Here is a 13277-nt window from a genome sequence, read left to right on the forward strand (position 1 = left end):
TCGTTGGTCTGTTACGCACTAGAAGATCGAGTCGTGCACGTGACTCAGTACGTGCAGAGCGACCCAGGCGGCTTGCAGTACGACGCCGACCGAGCCCCCGACAAGCCCCAGGACCGCCACCGCACGGCAGAGAGCGTGGGCGCTTGCCCGGATCCCGAAAACGCCGAACACGACGCCGGCGACTCCCGAGAGGGCGCTGAATTCGAGGTGCGGGAACAGCGGCATCCAGACCACGCCTCCGGCCAGCGCCAAGAGCGACAGGGCCGGGCCCGTGTAGTCGACGACCGGGCTCCGGTGCTCGCGCTCCGCCAGCGGCAGGTCGGCGACCAGGGCCTCCAGTTCGCTGTAGGTCTTCGCGGCATACGCCTGCCCTGACCGATCGCCAAGCTCGGCGAGGGACAGTCGCCCCTCGCCGGCAGCGGTACCGAGCCGGGTCACGACAGCTTCCCGGTCACGATCGGACACCCGCAGGTCGTTCACAAGCGGAGCCTACTGACGACCCGGTCATGCTGATGGGCTCTCGCCGATTCTCGCTGTGCCAGGTGTGCCGTGACGAGTCGGGCGGCCGCGTCCAGGCCCGCTCTGCCCAGACTGACGTCGAGCGGTCTGCCCCATCGGCCGGTCAGACATCATGGGGCCGTGCACGCGGTGCGGATGCCCTGCTGGGTGGACGGAACCCTGATCGGCCTCGGCGAGGTCATGCGGTGCCTCGGTGATCGCGGGTCGCTGCACTGGCGGCTGTTCTGGGCGGAGTTCAACGGTGACGTCCGCGCCGTGTGGCCGCAGGGCACCCTTGCCGTCGAGGATCAGTCACGGGAGCCGGCGGGTGTGCGGCTCTCCTGGGCGGAGATGGTGGCGCTGGCCGACACGGACGTTCAGGTCATCGACGGTGACTTCGTCGGGTTCGACGACGCCGGCCTGCCACGGTCGCGGATCCTCATGGTCGACAGCGGTCACTGGTGGGTCTGGTCCGTCGAGCCCGCCGACTATGCGCGCGTCCGGGAGACCTTCGTCCGCGTGGCGACGGAGTCCCACGTACCGCCGGAGCCCGCCGTCGGATGACCGGTGCCGCGTCCACAGTGTTCGGAGTCGCGTCACGTGTGCCTCGCCGACGCCCGGCCGGCGGCCGGAACGCACCGGGTACGGCGCAGCGGTGGCGGGGCGGCCGTGCGCGGTGCAGAGTTGTGCCATGAGTGGCATCGGAAGTGATGTGCAGTACTACTGGTGCACGCGTCACCACCGGGTCGAGACCCCGAGCGACAAGTGCGCCGACCGGTACGTGCTCGGGCCGTATCCGACCCGGGCCGCCGCCGAGCAGGCGATGCAGCGGGTCGACGAGCGCAACGCCGCCTGGAAGGCGGAGGACGAACGCTGGGCCGGCGACGAGCGGTAGCGCCGTTCACGATCGTCAGGTGCACAGCGGCGGCAGGTACGGCGTGTCGTACCGCTGGGCACCTGACGATCAAGGGAGAGGGAGCGGGAGCGGGAACACGATCGACGGAACCGGATCGAGCCGTCGCGGTGATCGCGTCGGGCCACCGGCACTGGTAGGAATGACCGGTGGTGATCCGTCGCATACTCGCGCCCCGCATCGACTTCGGCGGCCTGCGCCGCGAACTGGACCTGCCGACGGAGTTCCCACCCGCGGCGCTGGTCGAGGCCGAGGAGGCGGCCGGGGTGGCGCCGCCCGAACTCGACCGCACCGACCTGCCGCTGGTGACGATCGACCCGCCGACGTCGCGTGACCTGGACCAGGCGGTGTGCCTGGCCCGCCGGGCGGGCGGCGGCTACCGGGTGCACTACGCGATCGCCGACGTGGTGCCGTTCGTCCGGCCCGGTGGCGCGCTGGAGGCGGAGACGTGGCGGCGCGGCCAGACCATCTACCTGCCGGACGGCAAGGTGCCGCTGCACCCGACCGTGCTGAGCGAGGGCGCGGCGAGCCTGCTGCCGGACGTCGTACGACCCGCCGTGCTGTGGACGATCGACCTGGACGCCGACGGGGCGATCACCGAGGTCGACGTACGGCGGGCCCGGGTACGCAGTCGCGCCAAGCTCGACTACGCCGGTGTGCAGGCCGACGTCGACGCGGGTACGGTGCCGGAGCCGGTCGCCCTGCTGCCGGAGATCGGGGCGCTGCTGGTCGAGCGGGGCCTGGACCGGGGTGCGGTCAACCTGCCGCTGCCGGAGCAGGAGATCGAGCCGCACGGCGACGGTTGGCGGCTGGTGCTGCGCCCGCCCCGGCTGATCGAGGACTACAACGCGCAGATCTCGCTGCTGACCGGGATGGCCGCCGCCGGTATCATGCTCGCCGGCCGGATCGGGCTGCTGCGTACGATGCCGGCGCCGCGACCGGACGCGGTCGAGCGCCTTCGGGTCGCCGCGGCCGGACTCGGCGTCGACTGGCCGGCGGATCTCGCGGTCGGGCGGATGCTGGCGGCGGTCGACCCGGCCGACCCGCGTGGTGCCGCGTTTCTCGACCAGGCGGCCGAGTTGATGCGGGGCGCCGGCTACACCGCCTTCGACGGTGACGTCCCGGACGATCCCGGGCACGGGGGAGTGGCGGCGCCGTACGCGCACGTCACCGCGCCGCTGCGCCGGCTCGCCGACCGGTACGCGACCGAGGTGTGCCTGGCCCTGCACGCCGGGGAACCGGTGCCGGACTGGCTGCGGGCGGCGCTGCCGAAGATGCCGGAGCTGATGACGTCGACCGACCGGGTCGCGTCGGCCGCCGACCGGGGCGCGATCGACCTGGTGGAGGCGGTCCTTCTGCGGGACCGGGTCGGTGAGGAGTTCGACGCGGCGGTGGTCGACGTGGACGCCCCGCCGAAGCCGCCGGCCAGCACCGGGGACGGCGGCAACGCGGGGCGCAAGGTCCGCCGGCCGGCCGGGCGGATCGCGATCGACGAGCCGCCGGTACGCGCCCGCTGCGAGGGTGAGCTGCCGTTGGGTGAGCGGATCCGGGTACGCCTGGTCGCGGCCGACCCGGCCACCCGCAAGGTCCTCTTCGAACGCGCCTGACGGCGGGCGCCGTCGCGCCTGGCGGCGGGACGGCCGTGATCGTCTGCTGTTCAGGCGTTCGTCGTGCGGCGTGTCGACCGTCTGGGCAGCAGACGATCATGAGGCGGTTCACGTCACAAACACCGGCGCACCGCTGCCGGAAGGTGACCGTCATTTGCGAGGATGATCCGCATGGGATATGACGCGAGCACGCTGCCCGACGTGTCCGGGCTCACCGTAGGCATCATCGGCGGCACCGGCGACCAGGGGCGCGGCCTCGCCTACCGGTTCGCGCGGGCCGGCCTGTCCGTGCTCGTCGGCTCCCGTTCCGCCGAGCGCGCCGTCCAGTCGGCGCGCGAGATCGCCGCGCTGCCCGGCGTACCGGCCGGCACCGGCGTCGACGGCGGTGACAACGTCGACGTCTCCACCCGCTCCGACATCGTGATCATCGCGGTGCCGTGGGACGGGCACGCCGCGACCGTCGCCGCGCTCCGCGAACCGCTCGCCGGCAAGATCGTCATCGACTGCGTGAACCCGCTCGGCTTCGACAAGCAGGGGCCGTACGCGCTCAAGGTCGAGGAGGGCAGCGCCGTCCAGCAGGCCGCCGCCCTGCTGCCCGAGTCCCGGGTGGCGGCGGCGTTCAACCATGTCAGCGCCCCGCTGCTCGCCGACCCGGAGATCGACCGGATCGAGTTGGACGTACTCATCGCCACCGAGGACCGCGAGGTGGCGGGGGTGGTGGCCGCGCTGACCGCCACCATCCCCGGGATGCGGGGCGTCTACGCCGGGCGGCTGCGCAACGCCCACCAGATCGAGGCGTTCACCGCCAACCTGATCGCCATCAACAAGCGCTACAAGGCGCACGCCGGCGTCCGCGTCACCGACGTCTGATCCCGGCCGTCCGGCGCCGTCGTGCGTGACGACCTGGGTACGGAGGTACGGCTGCCGGCGCCACCGCGCCGGGTGGTGTCGCTGGTGCCGTCGCTGACCGAGGCGGTGGCGGTGAGCGCGCCGGGACTGCTCGTGGCGGCCACCGACTACTGCACCCATCCCGGCGACCTCGACGTGCCCCGGGTCGGCGGCACGAAGTTTCCGGCGCTCGACGGCGTGCTGTCCGCCGTACCCGATCTGGTGCTGGCGAACGCGGAGGAGAACCGGCGCGCGGACGTCGAGGCGCTGCGGGCCGCCGGGGTGCCGGTGTGGGTGACGTATCCGCGGACGCTGCCCGAGGCGCTGCGGTCGCTTGCGCGGATGCTGGCCCGGCTCGACGTGCCGGCGCCGCCGTGGCTGGCGGCGGCCGCCGACGCGTGGGCGCGGCCGTGGGACGGGCCGGTACGCCGGGCGGTGGTGCCGGTGTGGCGGCGGCCGTGGGTCGTCCTCGGGGGCGGCACGTTCGCCGGTGACCTGCTGCGCCGGCTCGGCGTGCACAACGTCTACGACGACGCGGCCGACCGCTATCCGCGCCCGCCACTGCCGGAGTTGCTCGGCCGGCGGCCGGAACTGGTGGTGCTGCCCGACGAGCCGTACGCGTTCACCGCGACGGACGGGCCGGAGGCGTTTCCCGGGGTGCCGTACGCGCTGGTCTCCGGCCGCCACCTGACCTGGTACGGCCCGTCCCTGGCCGAGGCCAGAACCCTGCTGGCCACCCAGCTGGCAACAACCTGACGCCCGGCCGCCGCCCCGCCCGTCCGGGCGGCGGGCGCCGCCGCAAGATCCGCGTGATCAGGGATTACGTCGCCGACGCGCCGACGACACGCCAGACTTAATCCCTGATCACGCGGATCAAGGGGATCACGCGGATCATGGCGGAGCATGCGGATCCGGGCGGGGTGCGGCGGTTAGAAGGTGTGTTCGGCTGCGGGGAAGGTGGCCTCGCGGACCTCTTCGGCGAAGTTGCGGGTGGCTTCGGTCAGGACCGTCGCCAGGTCGGCGTAGCGCTTGACGAAGCGGGGGGCCTTGCCGGTGCGCAGGCCGGCCATGTCCTGCCAGACCAGCACCTGGGCGTCGGTGTGCGGGCCGGCGCCGATGCCCACCGTCGGGATGGCCAGGTCGTGGCTGATCCGCTTGGCCACGTCGCCGGGCACCATCTCCAGCACCACCGCGAACGCGCCCGCCTCGGCCACCGCGTGCGCGTCGGCGACGACGTCCTCGGCCGCGCCGCCGCGTCCCTGCACCCGGTAGCCGCCGATCGCGTGCTCGCTCTGCGGGGTGAACCCGATGTGCGCCATCACCGGGATGCCGGCGCCGGTGATCGCGGCGATCTGCGGCGCGGTCCGCCGGCCACCCTCCAGCTTGACGGCGTGGCAGCCGCCCTCCTTCATGAACCGTACGGCGGTGCGCAGCGCCTGGGTCGGCCCCTCCTCGTACGACCCGAACGGCAGGTCGCCGACGACCAGCGACCGCTTCGTGGCCCGTACGACGGCCTTGACCAGCGGGAGCAGTTCGTCGACGGTGACCGGGACGGTGGTCTCGTAGCCGAACACGTTGTTGGCCGCCGAGTCGCCGACCAGCAGCACCGGCACCCCGGCCTGGTCGAAGATCGCCGCGGTGTACTGGTCGTACGACGTCAGCATCGGCCAGCGCTCGCCGCGCTCCTTGGCGGCGAGCAGGTCGCGGGTGCGGACCCGCCGGGTGGCCGGCCCGCCGTAGAGGGTGGGCACCTCGTCGGACCGGGCCGGGCCGGCCCCGGCTGTGGCGGGGCGGTCCGGCGCGTTCTTCTCGGTCATGCTGCTCTCCTCTCCTCGAGGCCGCGTTCGCGGTCCCCGGGTCTGCGGCGATCGTCGCACCGTCGCCGGGCCGCAGGTGAGGGCGCAGTGCAGCTTTTCACACTTCTGATGCCCGCTTTCGCCGTCGTTACTCGGACTGTTCCCGCCACCGGTTGGTGATCGGCAGCCGCCGATCCCGGCCGAATGCCTTGATCGATATCTTGCTGCCGGGTGCGGACTGCCGGCGCTTGTACTCGGCGATGTCGACCATCCGTAGCACCCTGTCGACGACGGCCGGGTCGTGGCCGGCCGCCACCAGGTCGTCGCGGCCGAGGTCGCCGTCGACGTAGCCGGTGAGGATGGCGTCGAGCACCGCGTAGTCCGGCAGCGAGTCGGTGTCGAGCTGCCCGGGCCGCAGTTCGGCGCTGGGCGGCTTGCTGATCGAGCTTTCCGGGATCGGCGGCTGCGCGCCGCGCCGGGCGGCGTCGGCGTTGCGCCACTCCGCCAGCTTCCAGACCAGCGACTTCCACACGTCCTTGAGCGGGTTGAAGCCGCCGACCGAGTCGCCGTACAGGGTGGAGTAGCCGACCGCCAGCTCGCTCTTGTTGCCGGTGGTCAGCACCAGGTGGCCCTCCTGGTTGGAGACCGCCATAAGCAGCACGCCACGGACCCGGGCCTGCAGGTTCTCCACGCTCATCCCGGAGAGCGACAGGTTGGCCAGGAACGCGTCGACCATCGGCTGGATCGGCTCGGTGCGGTAGTCGAGGCCGGTGCGCTTGGCCAGGTCGGCGGCGTCGTCGCGGGAGTGCTCCGACGAGTGCTGGCTCGGCATCGAGACGCCGACGACCCGGTCCGGGCCGAGCGCGTCGACCGCGATCGCGGCCACCACCGAGGAATCGATCCCGCCGGAGAGCCCGAGCACCACCGACCGGAAGCCGTTCTTGTTCACGTAGTCACGCAGGCCGAGCACCAGCGCCTGCCAGATCTCCGCCTCGTCGGTCACCCGCTCGGCGATCCCGCCGTCGACCCGGTCACCGGCCGGGCCGGCCGCCGGGGCGGTGTCGCTCAGGTGGACCCGGACCACGGTCAGGCCGTCGGCGGCGGCCTCCGGCGACCCGTCGGCCGCCGACGCGGTGCCGGTCGTTGCCGTGCCGGGCGCCGGGTCGGTGGCCGCCGGCAGCTCCACGTCGTGCAGCAGCAGGTGCCCGTCGAACTGCGGGGCCCGGGTGAGCAGCGTCCCGTCGGCGGTCACGATCATCGAGTCGCCGTCGAAGACCAGTTCGTCCTGGCCGCCGACCATGTTGACGTACGCGATCGTGGCGCCGGCCTCGGCGGCCCGCCGCTGGACCAGCGGCAGCCGTACGTCGTCCTTGTTGACCTCGTACGGCGAGCCGTTGATGTTGACGACCAGCCCGACCCCGGCGCGGCGGGCGGCGGCGAACGGGCCGCCGGCCTGCCACAGGTCCTCGCAGATGGTCAGGGCCACGTCGACGCCGGCGATGCGGACCACGGTCAGCGTGTCGCCGGGTACGAAGTAGCGGTCCTCGTCGAAGACGCCGTAGTTGGGCAGGTGGTGCTTGAAGTAGCTGGCCACGATCCGCCCGCCGTGCAGGACCGCCGCCGCGTTGCGCGGCCCCCGGCCGGGCGTCGCCGCCGCGCTGATCGTCGCCGGCCCGTCGGCGTCGAGGTAGCCGACGACCACCGGCACCGACCCGAGGCCGGCCGCGTCGAGGTCGGCGGCGAGGCCGCGCAGGGCGGCCCGGGACGCGGTCACGAACGACTCCCGGAACACCAGATCCTCGACCGGATAGCCGGTCAGCATCATCTCCGGAAAGGCGATCAGGTGGGCCCCGGCGGCGACGGCGGCGCGGGTGCGATCGACGACGATCGCCGCGTTGCCGGCGAGATCACCGACGGTCGGGTTGACCTGGGCGAGGGCTAGACGCAGGGTCGGCATGTGCCCATCTTGCCCCGCCGGTGCCGGGCCGACCGTCGTGACGCGGTCCGTGGGCCGGTGGGCTCGGTCACCGCCTCGGTCACCGGCGGCCGGCCGAGGCGGCGCAGCAACCCGAGAAGCTTGTCGACGGCCCGGCCCAGCGTCGGCGACGCCCGCGCCGGGTCGACGGTGCCCGCCGGCCCGAGGTGGCGCAGCACCGACAGCACCGGCCCGACCCGGCCCACCGCGAGATAGCCACCGACCTCGCCGTGCGCGCCGCGGGCGGTCAGGACCAGGCCGTACGTCTCGTCGGCGACCCGCCCCAGCGTCAGCGGTCCGACCCGTACGGTGACCGCCGTGCCGTCGTCGAGCCGGGCGTCGAACTCCCGGCACCCGCCGGACGCGGTGCGCAGGTGCCCGACGGCGCGTTCCGCCCCGTCACCGGCGAACCTGACCGACGCCTGCCGCAGCAGCGCGCCGGTCGGGTGCGCGTGGTCGGCCGTCACCGACTCGGTGGCGTCCTCCGGTTCGGTGGCGAGGTCCCAGGGGCGTTCGAAGAGCGTCCGGCACCGCTCGGTGCGGTCCGGGCCGGACGTGGCCGGGCCGGCGCGACCCGGGCCGGCTGGCGCCGGGCCGGCGCGACCCGGGGCGGTCGACGCGGGGCGGGGACGCGGGCTGAACCCGGCCGGCAGGTCGGTCCGGTCGAGCAGCGTGGTGCCCAGTTCCGGCTGGCGGGCGATGGCCGGCCCGTCCGGGGTGGACGGGGCGGCGCCGGGTGCGGCGGCCGGCGGCCCGCTCCGGGGTACGCCGACCACGCCGGTCAGCACCAGGACGGCGGCCAGGACCGGGCCGAGGGCCACCCCGGCCAGGACCGTCGTACGCCGGACGCGGCCCGGAATCCGGCGGCCGGCTCCACGTGTTCGGTGTCCCATGAGCCTCCTCTGCCGTACGTTTGGGATCAACGTCGAGGAACCGGACAGGTTGTGTGCGACCCGCCATCCGGGTGGCCGGCCGCCCGGCGTAACGTCGGCGTAACGAGCGAGTTGGAGACTGACCGGCCAGGCGTCCAGCCAGTGGGGCCGGTCTGCGCGGCGAAGCGTCACGAGGGGTTGAAGTGGACCGTCAACAGGAGTTCGTGCTCCGTACCCTGGAAGAGCGCGACATCCGTTTCGTCCGGTTGTGGTTCACCGACGTGCTGGGCACGCTCAAGAGCGTCTCCGTCGCACCCGCCGAACTGGAGTCCGCCTTCGAGGAGGGCATCGGCTTCGACGGTTCGGCGATCGAGGGGTTCGCCCGGGTCGTCGAGTCCGACATGGTCGCCATGCCCGACCCGACGACCTTCCAGGTCTTCCCCTTCGAGGGCGGCGCCAGCGGCGAGAGCGCCCGGATGTTCTGCGACATCCTCCTGCCCGACGGCAGCCCGTCCTGGGCCGACCCGCGCCACGTGCTGCGCCGGGCGCTGTCCCGGGCCGCCGAGAAGGGCTTCACCTTCTACACCCACCCCGAGATCGAGTTCTTCCTGCTGGAGGACGGCCCCAACGACGGCTCGGTGCCGACGCCGGTCGACTCGGGCGGCTACTTCGAACACACCACGCACGCCGTCGCCCGCGACTTCCGCCGGCAGGCGGTGCTGTCGCTGGAGCGGATCGGCATCTCGGTCGAGTTCAGCCACCACGAGGTCGCCCCCGGCCAGCAGGAGATCGACCTGCGCTACGCCGACGCGCTCACCACCGCCGACAACATCATGACGTTCCGGCACGTCATCAAGGAGGTCGCGCTGTCGGCCGGGGTACGGGCCACCTTCATGCCCAAGCCCTTCACCGACCAGCCCGGCAGCGGCATGCACACCCACCTGTCGCTCTTCGAGGGCGAGCGCAACGCGTTCCACGACGCCGGCGACCCGATGAAGCTCTCCAAGGTCGCCAAGGCGTTCATCGCCGGGCTGCTCGTGCACGCCCGCGAATACACCGCGGTCACCAACCAGTGGGTCAACTCCTACAAGCGGCTGTTCCCGCAGGCCCTGCCCGACCGGATCACCGAGTCCCCGGCGTACGTCTGCTGGGGACACCTCAACCGCTCGGCGCTGGTGCGGGTGCCGGCGTACGGCAAGCCGAACTCGGCCCGGGTCGAGATCCGCTCGCTGGACTCGGCGACCAACCCCTACCTGGCGTTCGCGGTCCTGCTCAGCGCCGGCCTCAAGGGCATCGAGGAGGGCTACGAGCTGCCGCCGGGCGCCGAGGACGACGTGTGGTCGCTGTCCAACGCCGAACGCAAGGCGATGGGCTACAAGGCGCTGCCGGAGAACCTCGCCGAGGCGATCGACGTGATGGCCGGCTCCGAGCTGATCGCCGAGGTGCTCGGCGAGCACGTCTTCGACTACTTCCTGCGCAACAAGCGCGCCGAGTGGGAGGAGTACCGGCGCGAGGTCACCCCGTACGAGCGCCGCCGCTACCTCGGCACACTCTGACCTGCACCGCCCGTCTCCACCCCGATCTCCACCCTCCGATGGTCCCGGCCCACCCGGTCCCGCTCGTAACGTTCCGGGTCATGAACGAGCGGAACCGTATTACGAAGCCCGAGGCGCCGGCCGGCCGTCGCGTCGACGTCATGCGTGCCGCGAACTATCTGCTGACCGGCAAGCGCGACGGCAGCCGGGGCACCCGGCTGGCCGGGGCCGTCATCGACCGGGTGCTCGAACGGGAGGGTGGGAAGATGACCGGCCGCGTCGTCGTCGCGATCCTGGTGGTGCTCGGCGTGGTGGGGCTGGCGTTCGTCGCCTACCGCCTGCTGGTGCTCGACCTCATCCTGACCGTGGTACGGGAACGCGGCTGACCGGTGGGGCTGCGTCGGCTGACCAGTCGGGGCGTACGGCTGATCAGGGCCGACGACCCGGAGACGGGCTGGCTGGTCCGGATCGTGGTCAGCGCGCTGCTGATCTGGTCACTGGTCTTCCTGACCCCGCCGAGTCCCGCCGTACGGCTGGTCCTCGTCGCCGCCCTCGCCTGCTGGGGCGTCTTCCTGGTCGCCGACACCCGGTGGCCGCGGGTCGCCCGCGGCGGCCTGGCCCTCGCGACGCTGCTGCCGGCCACCGTCGCGGGGGTGCCCGAGAGCGCGTCGGCACCGCTGTTCCTCTACTCCATGCTGTTCACCTTCGTGCTGCTGCCCCGGACCCCGATGTGGTCGATCCTGGCGCTGACCGGGGCGGTCATCGTGGTTCTCCTGACCGGCATGTGGCTCGCCGGCCGGGGGCCGACCGCGATGCTGACCCAGCCCGCGCTGATCGCGGTCCTGGTGCTGTTCAGCCTGCACCGGAGGGAATACCGGCTGCGGGCCGAGCAGACCGCGCTGCTGTTGGAGCAGACCGGGCGTACGCAGGAGGCGCAGGCCCGGGCGGCGGCCCTCTCCGAGCGGACCCGGATCGCCCGCGAACTGCACGACGTGCTCGCCCACTCGCTCGGTGCGCTCGGGGTGCAGTTGGAGGTCGCCGAGGCCGAACTGACCGAGAAGGGTGACGTGGCGGCCGCGGCGGCCCGGATCCGGCGGGCCCGGCGGCTCGCCGTCGACGGCCTGGCCGAGGCCCGCTCGGCGGTCGCGGCCCTGCGCACCGACGTGCCGCCGCTGGCCCGGGCCCTCGGCGACCTCGTCGCCGACCACCGGGCGGACCACGCGGCCACGATCACCCTGCGCACCGGGGGCAGCCCGCACGACCTGCCGCCCGGCGCCGAGGTGGCGCTGCTGCGCACCGCCCGCGAGGCGCTGACGAACGCGGCCAAGCACGCCCCGGGGGCGCCGGTCGCGGTCACCCTCGACTACTCCGATTCGGCTGTCCGGCTCACGGTACGCAACCCGGCCCCGGACCGCCCCGGCCCGGCCGACGACGGCGTCGGCGGGTACGGGCTGACCGGGGCGCGGGAGCGGGTGGCGCTGGTCGGTGGCACCCTGGAGGCGGGCGTCGTGGACGGGGCGTGGCGGGTCGGCGTGGAGGTGCCGGGATGAGCGGCGAGCCGCTGCGGGTGCTGGTCGTCGACGACCAGCAACTCGTCCGGGAGGGGCTGACCGCCCTGCTCGAACTCACCGACGGGGTCACCGTCGTCGGCGCCGCCGGTGACGGCGCCCGGGCCCTCGACCTGATCGCCGAGCGGCGGCCGGACGTGGTCCTGATGGACCTGCGGATGCCCGTACTCGACGGGATCGCCGCCACCGGCCAGGTCCGGGACCGGTTCCCGGACGTCGCGGTCGTGGTGCTGACCACGTACGCCGACGAGGAGTCGATCGCCGGCGCGCTCGCCGCCGGGGCCCGGGGCTATCTGACCAAGGACGCCGGGCGGGCCGAGATCGGCATGGCGCTGCGGGCGGCGGTCGCCGGCCACTCCATGTTCGACCCGGTGGTCTCCGCCCGGCTCGCCGACGCGATGAACCGGCCGGCGCCGCAGCCGCGCGACCGGTTGCCGGACGGCCTGACCCAGCGCGAGGCCGAGGTGCTCGGCCAGCTCGCCCTGGGGCGGACCAACGCCGAGATCGCGGCGGCCCTGTTCGTCGCCGAGACGACGGTGAAGACCCACATCAACAACGCGTTCGCGAAGATCGGCGCCCGGAACCGGACCGAGGCGGCCGGCTACGCGACCCGGCACGGTCTCGGCTGACCGGGGCCCGTCCCGTGGCCGTGGTCAGCGGACGGCCGGGCCCACGGTCAGCGTGCCGGCGGTCGGGTCCAGGGTCGCCGGCACGCCGACCGGCACGGTGACCTGGCCGACGCCGTGCCCGACCGGCAGGCCGCCGAGCACCGGCACGCCGAGGTCGCCGAGCCGCTCGGCCAGCACGTCGGCCACGTCGACCCGCCAGCCGTCGCGGCAGTTGGTGAACTGCCCGACCGCCACCCCGGCGACCCGGTCCAGGACCCCGGCGCGGCGCAGGTGGGTCAGCATCCGGTCCACCTTGTACGGCGGCTCCTCCACGTCCTCGATCAGCAGGATCGCGCCGGTCAGGTCGGGCATGTCCGGGGTGCCGACCGAGGAGACGACCAGGCACAGGTTGCCGCCGATCAGCGGCCCGGTCGCGGGTGCGGCACCGGCCCGTACGGCCGCGGTCTCCTCGGTGTCGATCCGGGCGACCACGATCTCGTCCGTGGTCATCAGGGCCCGGCGCAGGGATTCCGCCGACGCCGCCGGGGTGCGCTCGTCGAGCCAGGCCGCGCCCGGGCCGTGCACGGTGGCCAGCCGGGCGCCGCGCCAGAGCGCGAACTGCAGGGCGGTGATGTCGGAGAAGCCGGCGACCACCTTCGGGTCGGCCCGTACGGCGGCCATGTCGACCAGGTCGACGACGCGCTGCGCGCCGTACCCGCCCCGGGTGCAGAGCACACCGCGGACCAGCGGGTCGGCGAACGCGGCGTTGAGGTCGGCGGCGCGCAGTTCGTCGCCGCCGGCCAGGTAGCCCTGTCGGGCGTACGCGTTGGGCGCCAGCACGGGGCGCAGGCCCCAGCCGGTCAGCAGTTCGATGCCGCGGGCGACCCGTTCGGGGCGGGTCGGCCCGGACGGCGACACCAGCATGACGGTGTCACCGGGGCGCAGGGCGGCCGGGCGTACGGCTTGGTCTCGACTCACGGCAGCGCAGCCTAGCGACCCACCCCGCGATCTTGCACT

The 13277-nt window shown here is 73.5% G+C and carries 14 protein-coding genes; 9 read left to right on the forward strand and 5 right to left on the reverse strand.

What is annotated here, in order from left to right:
* Positions 1-18: 18 nt before the first annotated feature.
* Positions 19-480, reverse strand: a complete 462-nt coding sequence (locus tag QCD66_RS08550; protein WP_364209572.1) for a DUF1707 domain-containing protein — start codon at positions 478-480, stop codon at positions 19-21.
* Positions 481-639: 159 nt separating this feature from the next.
* On the opposite strand from QCD66_RS08550, the gene QCD66_RS08555 reads away from it, so the two are divergent.
* The 5 genes from QCD66_RS08555 (at position 640) to QCD66_RS08575 (ending at position 4662) form a co-directional block, all read left to right on the forward strand.
* Positions 640-1062 carry a hypothetical protein gene (locus tag QCD66_RS08555; RefSeq protein WP_364209575.1) on the forward strand — a complete coding sequence of 141 codons (423 nt, stop codon included), beginning with the start codon at positions 640-642 and terminating at the stop codon, positions 1060-1062.
* 127 nt (positions 1063-1189) lie between these two features.
* Positions 1190-1393: a hypothetical protein gene (locus QCD66_RS08560; RefSeq protein WP_357520771.1), complete on the forward strand. Its 204-nt coding sequence runs from the start codon at positions 1190-1192 to the stop codon at positions 1391-1393.
* Between the two features lie 167 nt (positions 1394-1560).
* Positions 1561-3018, forward strand: coding sequence for an RNB domain-containing ribonuclease (locus QCD66_RS08565; protein WP_375736577.1), 1458 nt, complete (start codon positions 1561-1563; stop codon positions 3016-3018).
* A 171-nt stretch (positions 3019-3189) separates the two neighbouring features.
* Entirely contained in the window at positions 3190-3888 is a 699-nt protein-coding gene (npdG, locus tag QCD66_RS08570; RefSeq protein ID WP_364209584.1) for an NADPH-dependent F420 reductase, read from the forward strand.
* A 21-nt stretch (positions 3889-3909) separates the two neighbouring features.
* A complete protein-coding gene (locus QCD66_RS08575) occupies positions 3910-4662 on the forward strand; it encodes a helical backbone metal receptor (RefSeq protein ID WP_364209587.1) in 753 nt (250 codons plus the stop codon).
* Positions 4663-4835: 173 nt separating this feature from the next.
* Here QCD66_RS08575 and panB read toward each other — a convergent pair whose 3' ends face one another.
* The 3 genes from panB to QCD66_RS08590 form a co-directional block, all read right to left on the reverse strand.
* A complete protein-coding gene (panB, locus tag QCD66_RS08580; RefSeq protein ID WP_375736578.1) occupies positions 4836-5723 on the reverse strand; it encodes a 3-methyl-2-oxobutanoate hydroxymethyltransferase in 888 nt (295 codons plus the stop codon).
* Positions 5724-5850: 127 nt separating this feature from the next.
* Entirely contained in the window at positions 5851-7659 is a 1809-nt protein-coding gene (locus tag QCD66_RS08585) for an NAD+ synthase (RefSeq protein WP_375736579.1), read from the reverse strand.
* Positions 7641-8570, reverse strand: a complete 930-nt coding sequence (locus QCD66_RS08590; protein WP_375736580.1) for a hypothetical protein — start codon at positions 8568-8570, stop codon at positions 7641-7643. The genes QCD66_RS08585 and QCD66_RS08590 overlap by 19 nt, the downstream gene beginning before the upstream one ends.
* 182 nt (positions 8571-8752) lie before the next feature.
* Here QCD66_RS08590 and glnA point away from each other — a divergent pair, with 182 nt between their 5' ends.
* From glnA to QCD66_RS08610, 4 genes are all read left to right on the forward strand, one after another.
* The gene (glnA, locus tag QCD66_RS08595) at positions 8753-10105 is read left to right on the forward strand and encodes a type I glutamate--ammonia ligase (protein WP_357521476.1); all 1353 of its coding nucleotides are present in this window, start codon (positions 8753-8755) and stop codon (positions 10103-10105) included.
* Between the two features lie 80 nt (positions 10106-10185).
* Positions 10186-10470, forward strand: a complete 285-nt coding sequence (locus QCD66_RS08600; protein WP_375736581.1) for a hypothetical protein — start codon at positions 10186-10188, stop codon at positions 10468-10470.
* 3 nt (positions 10471-10473) lie between these two features.
* A complete protein-coding gene (locus QCD66_RS08605; protein ID WP_364209603.1) occupies positions 10474-11634 on the forward strand; it encodes a histidine kinase in 1161 nt (386 codons plus the stop codon).
* Entirely contained in the window at positions 11631-12281 is a 651-nt protein-coding gene (locus QCD66_RS08610) for a response regulator (RefSeq protein ID WP_407567066.1), read from the forward strand. Before QCD66_RS08605 ends, QCD66_RS08610 begins: the two co-directional genes overlap by 4 nt.
* A 24-nt stretch (positions 12282-12305) precedes the next feature.
* Here QCD66_RS08610 and QCD66_RS08615 read toward each other — a convergent pair whose 3' ends face one another.
* Positions 12306-13184, reverse strand: a complete 879-nt coding sequence (locus tag QCD66_RS08615; protein WP_375736584.1) for an LD-carboxypeptidase — start codon at positions 13182-13184, stop codon at positions 12306-12308.
* Positions 13185-13277: the final 93 nt, after the last annotated feature.

Origin of the sequence: Polymorphospora sp. A560 (assembly GCF_045781765.1) — a bacterium.
Classification (GTDB): Bacteria; Actinomycetota; Actinomycetes; order Mycobacteriales; family Micromonosporaceae; genus Polymorphospora; species Polymorphospora lycopeni.

Excerpts from the sequence above, each read along its gene's own strand:
- QCD66_RS08560 (WP_357520771.1), top strand. The coding sequence starts at position 1,190 with ATGAGTGGCATCGGAAGTGATGTGCAGTACTACTGGTGCACGCGTCAC.
- npdG (WP_364209584.1), top strand. The coding sequence starts at position 3,190 with ATGGGATATGACGCGAGCACGCTGCCCGACGTGTCCGGGCTCACCGTA.
- panB (WP_375736578.1), bottom strand. The coding sequence starts at position 5,723 with ATGACCGAGAAGAACGCGCCGGACCGCCCCGCCACAGCCGGGGCCGGC.
- QCD66_RS08585 (WP_375736579.1), bottom strand. The coding sequence starts at position 7,659 with ATGCCGACCCTGCGTCTAGCCCTCGCCCAGGTCAACCCGACCGTCGGT.
- QCD66_RS08590 (WP_375736580.1), bottom strand. The coding sequence starts at position 8,570 with ATGGGACACCGAACACGTGGAGCCGGCCGCCGGATTCCGGGCCGCGTC.
- QCD66_RS08600 (WP_375736581.1), top strand. The coding sequence starts at position 10,186 with ATGAACGAGCGGAACCGTATTACGAAGCCCGAGGCGCCGGCCGGCCGT.
- QCD66_RS08610 (WP_407567066.1), top strand. The coding sequence starts at position 11,631 with ATGAGCGGCGAGCCGCTGCGGGTGCTGGTCGTCGACGACCAGCAACTC.
- QCD66_RS08615 (WP_375736584.1), bottom strand. The coding sequence starts at position 13,184 with ATGCTGGTGTCGCCGTCCGGGCCGACCCGCCCCGAACGGGTCGCCCGC.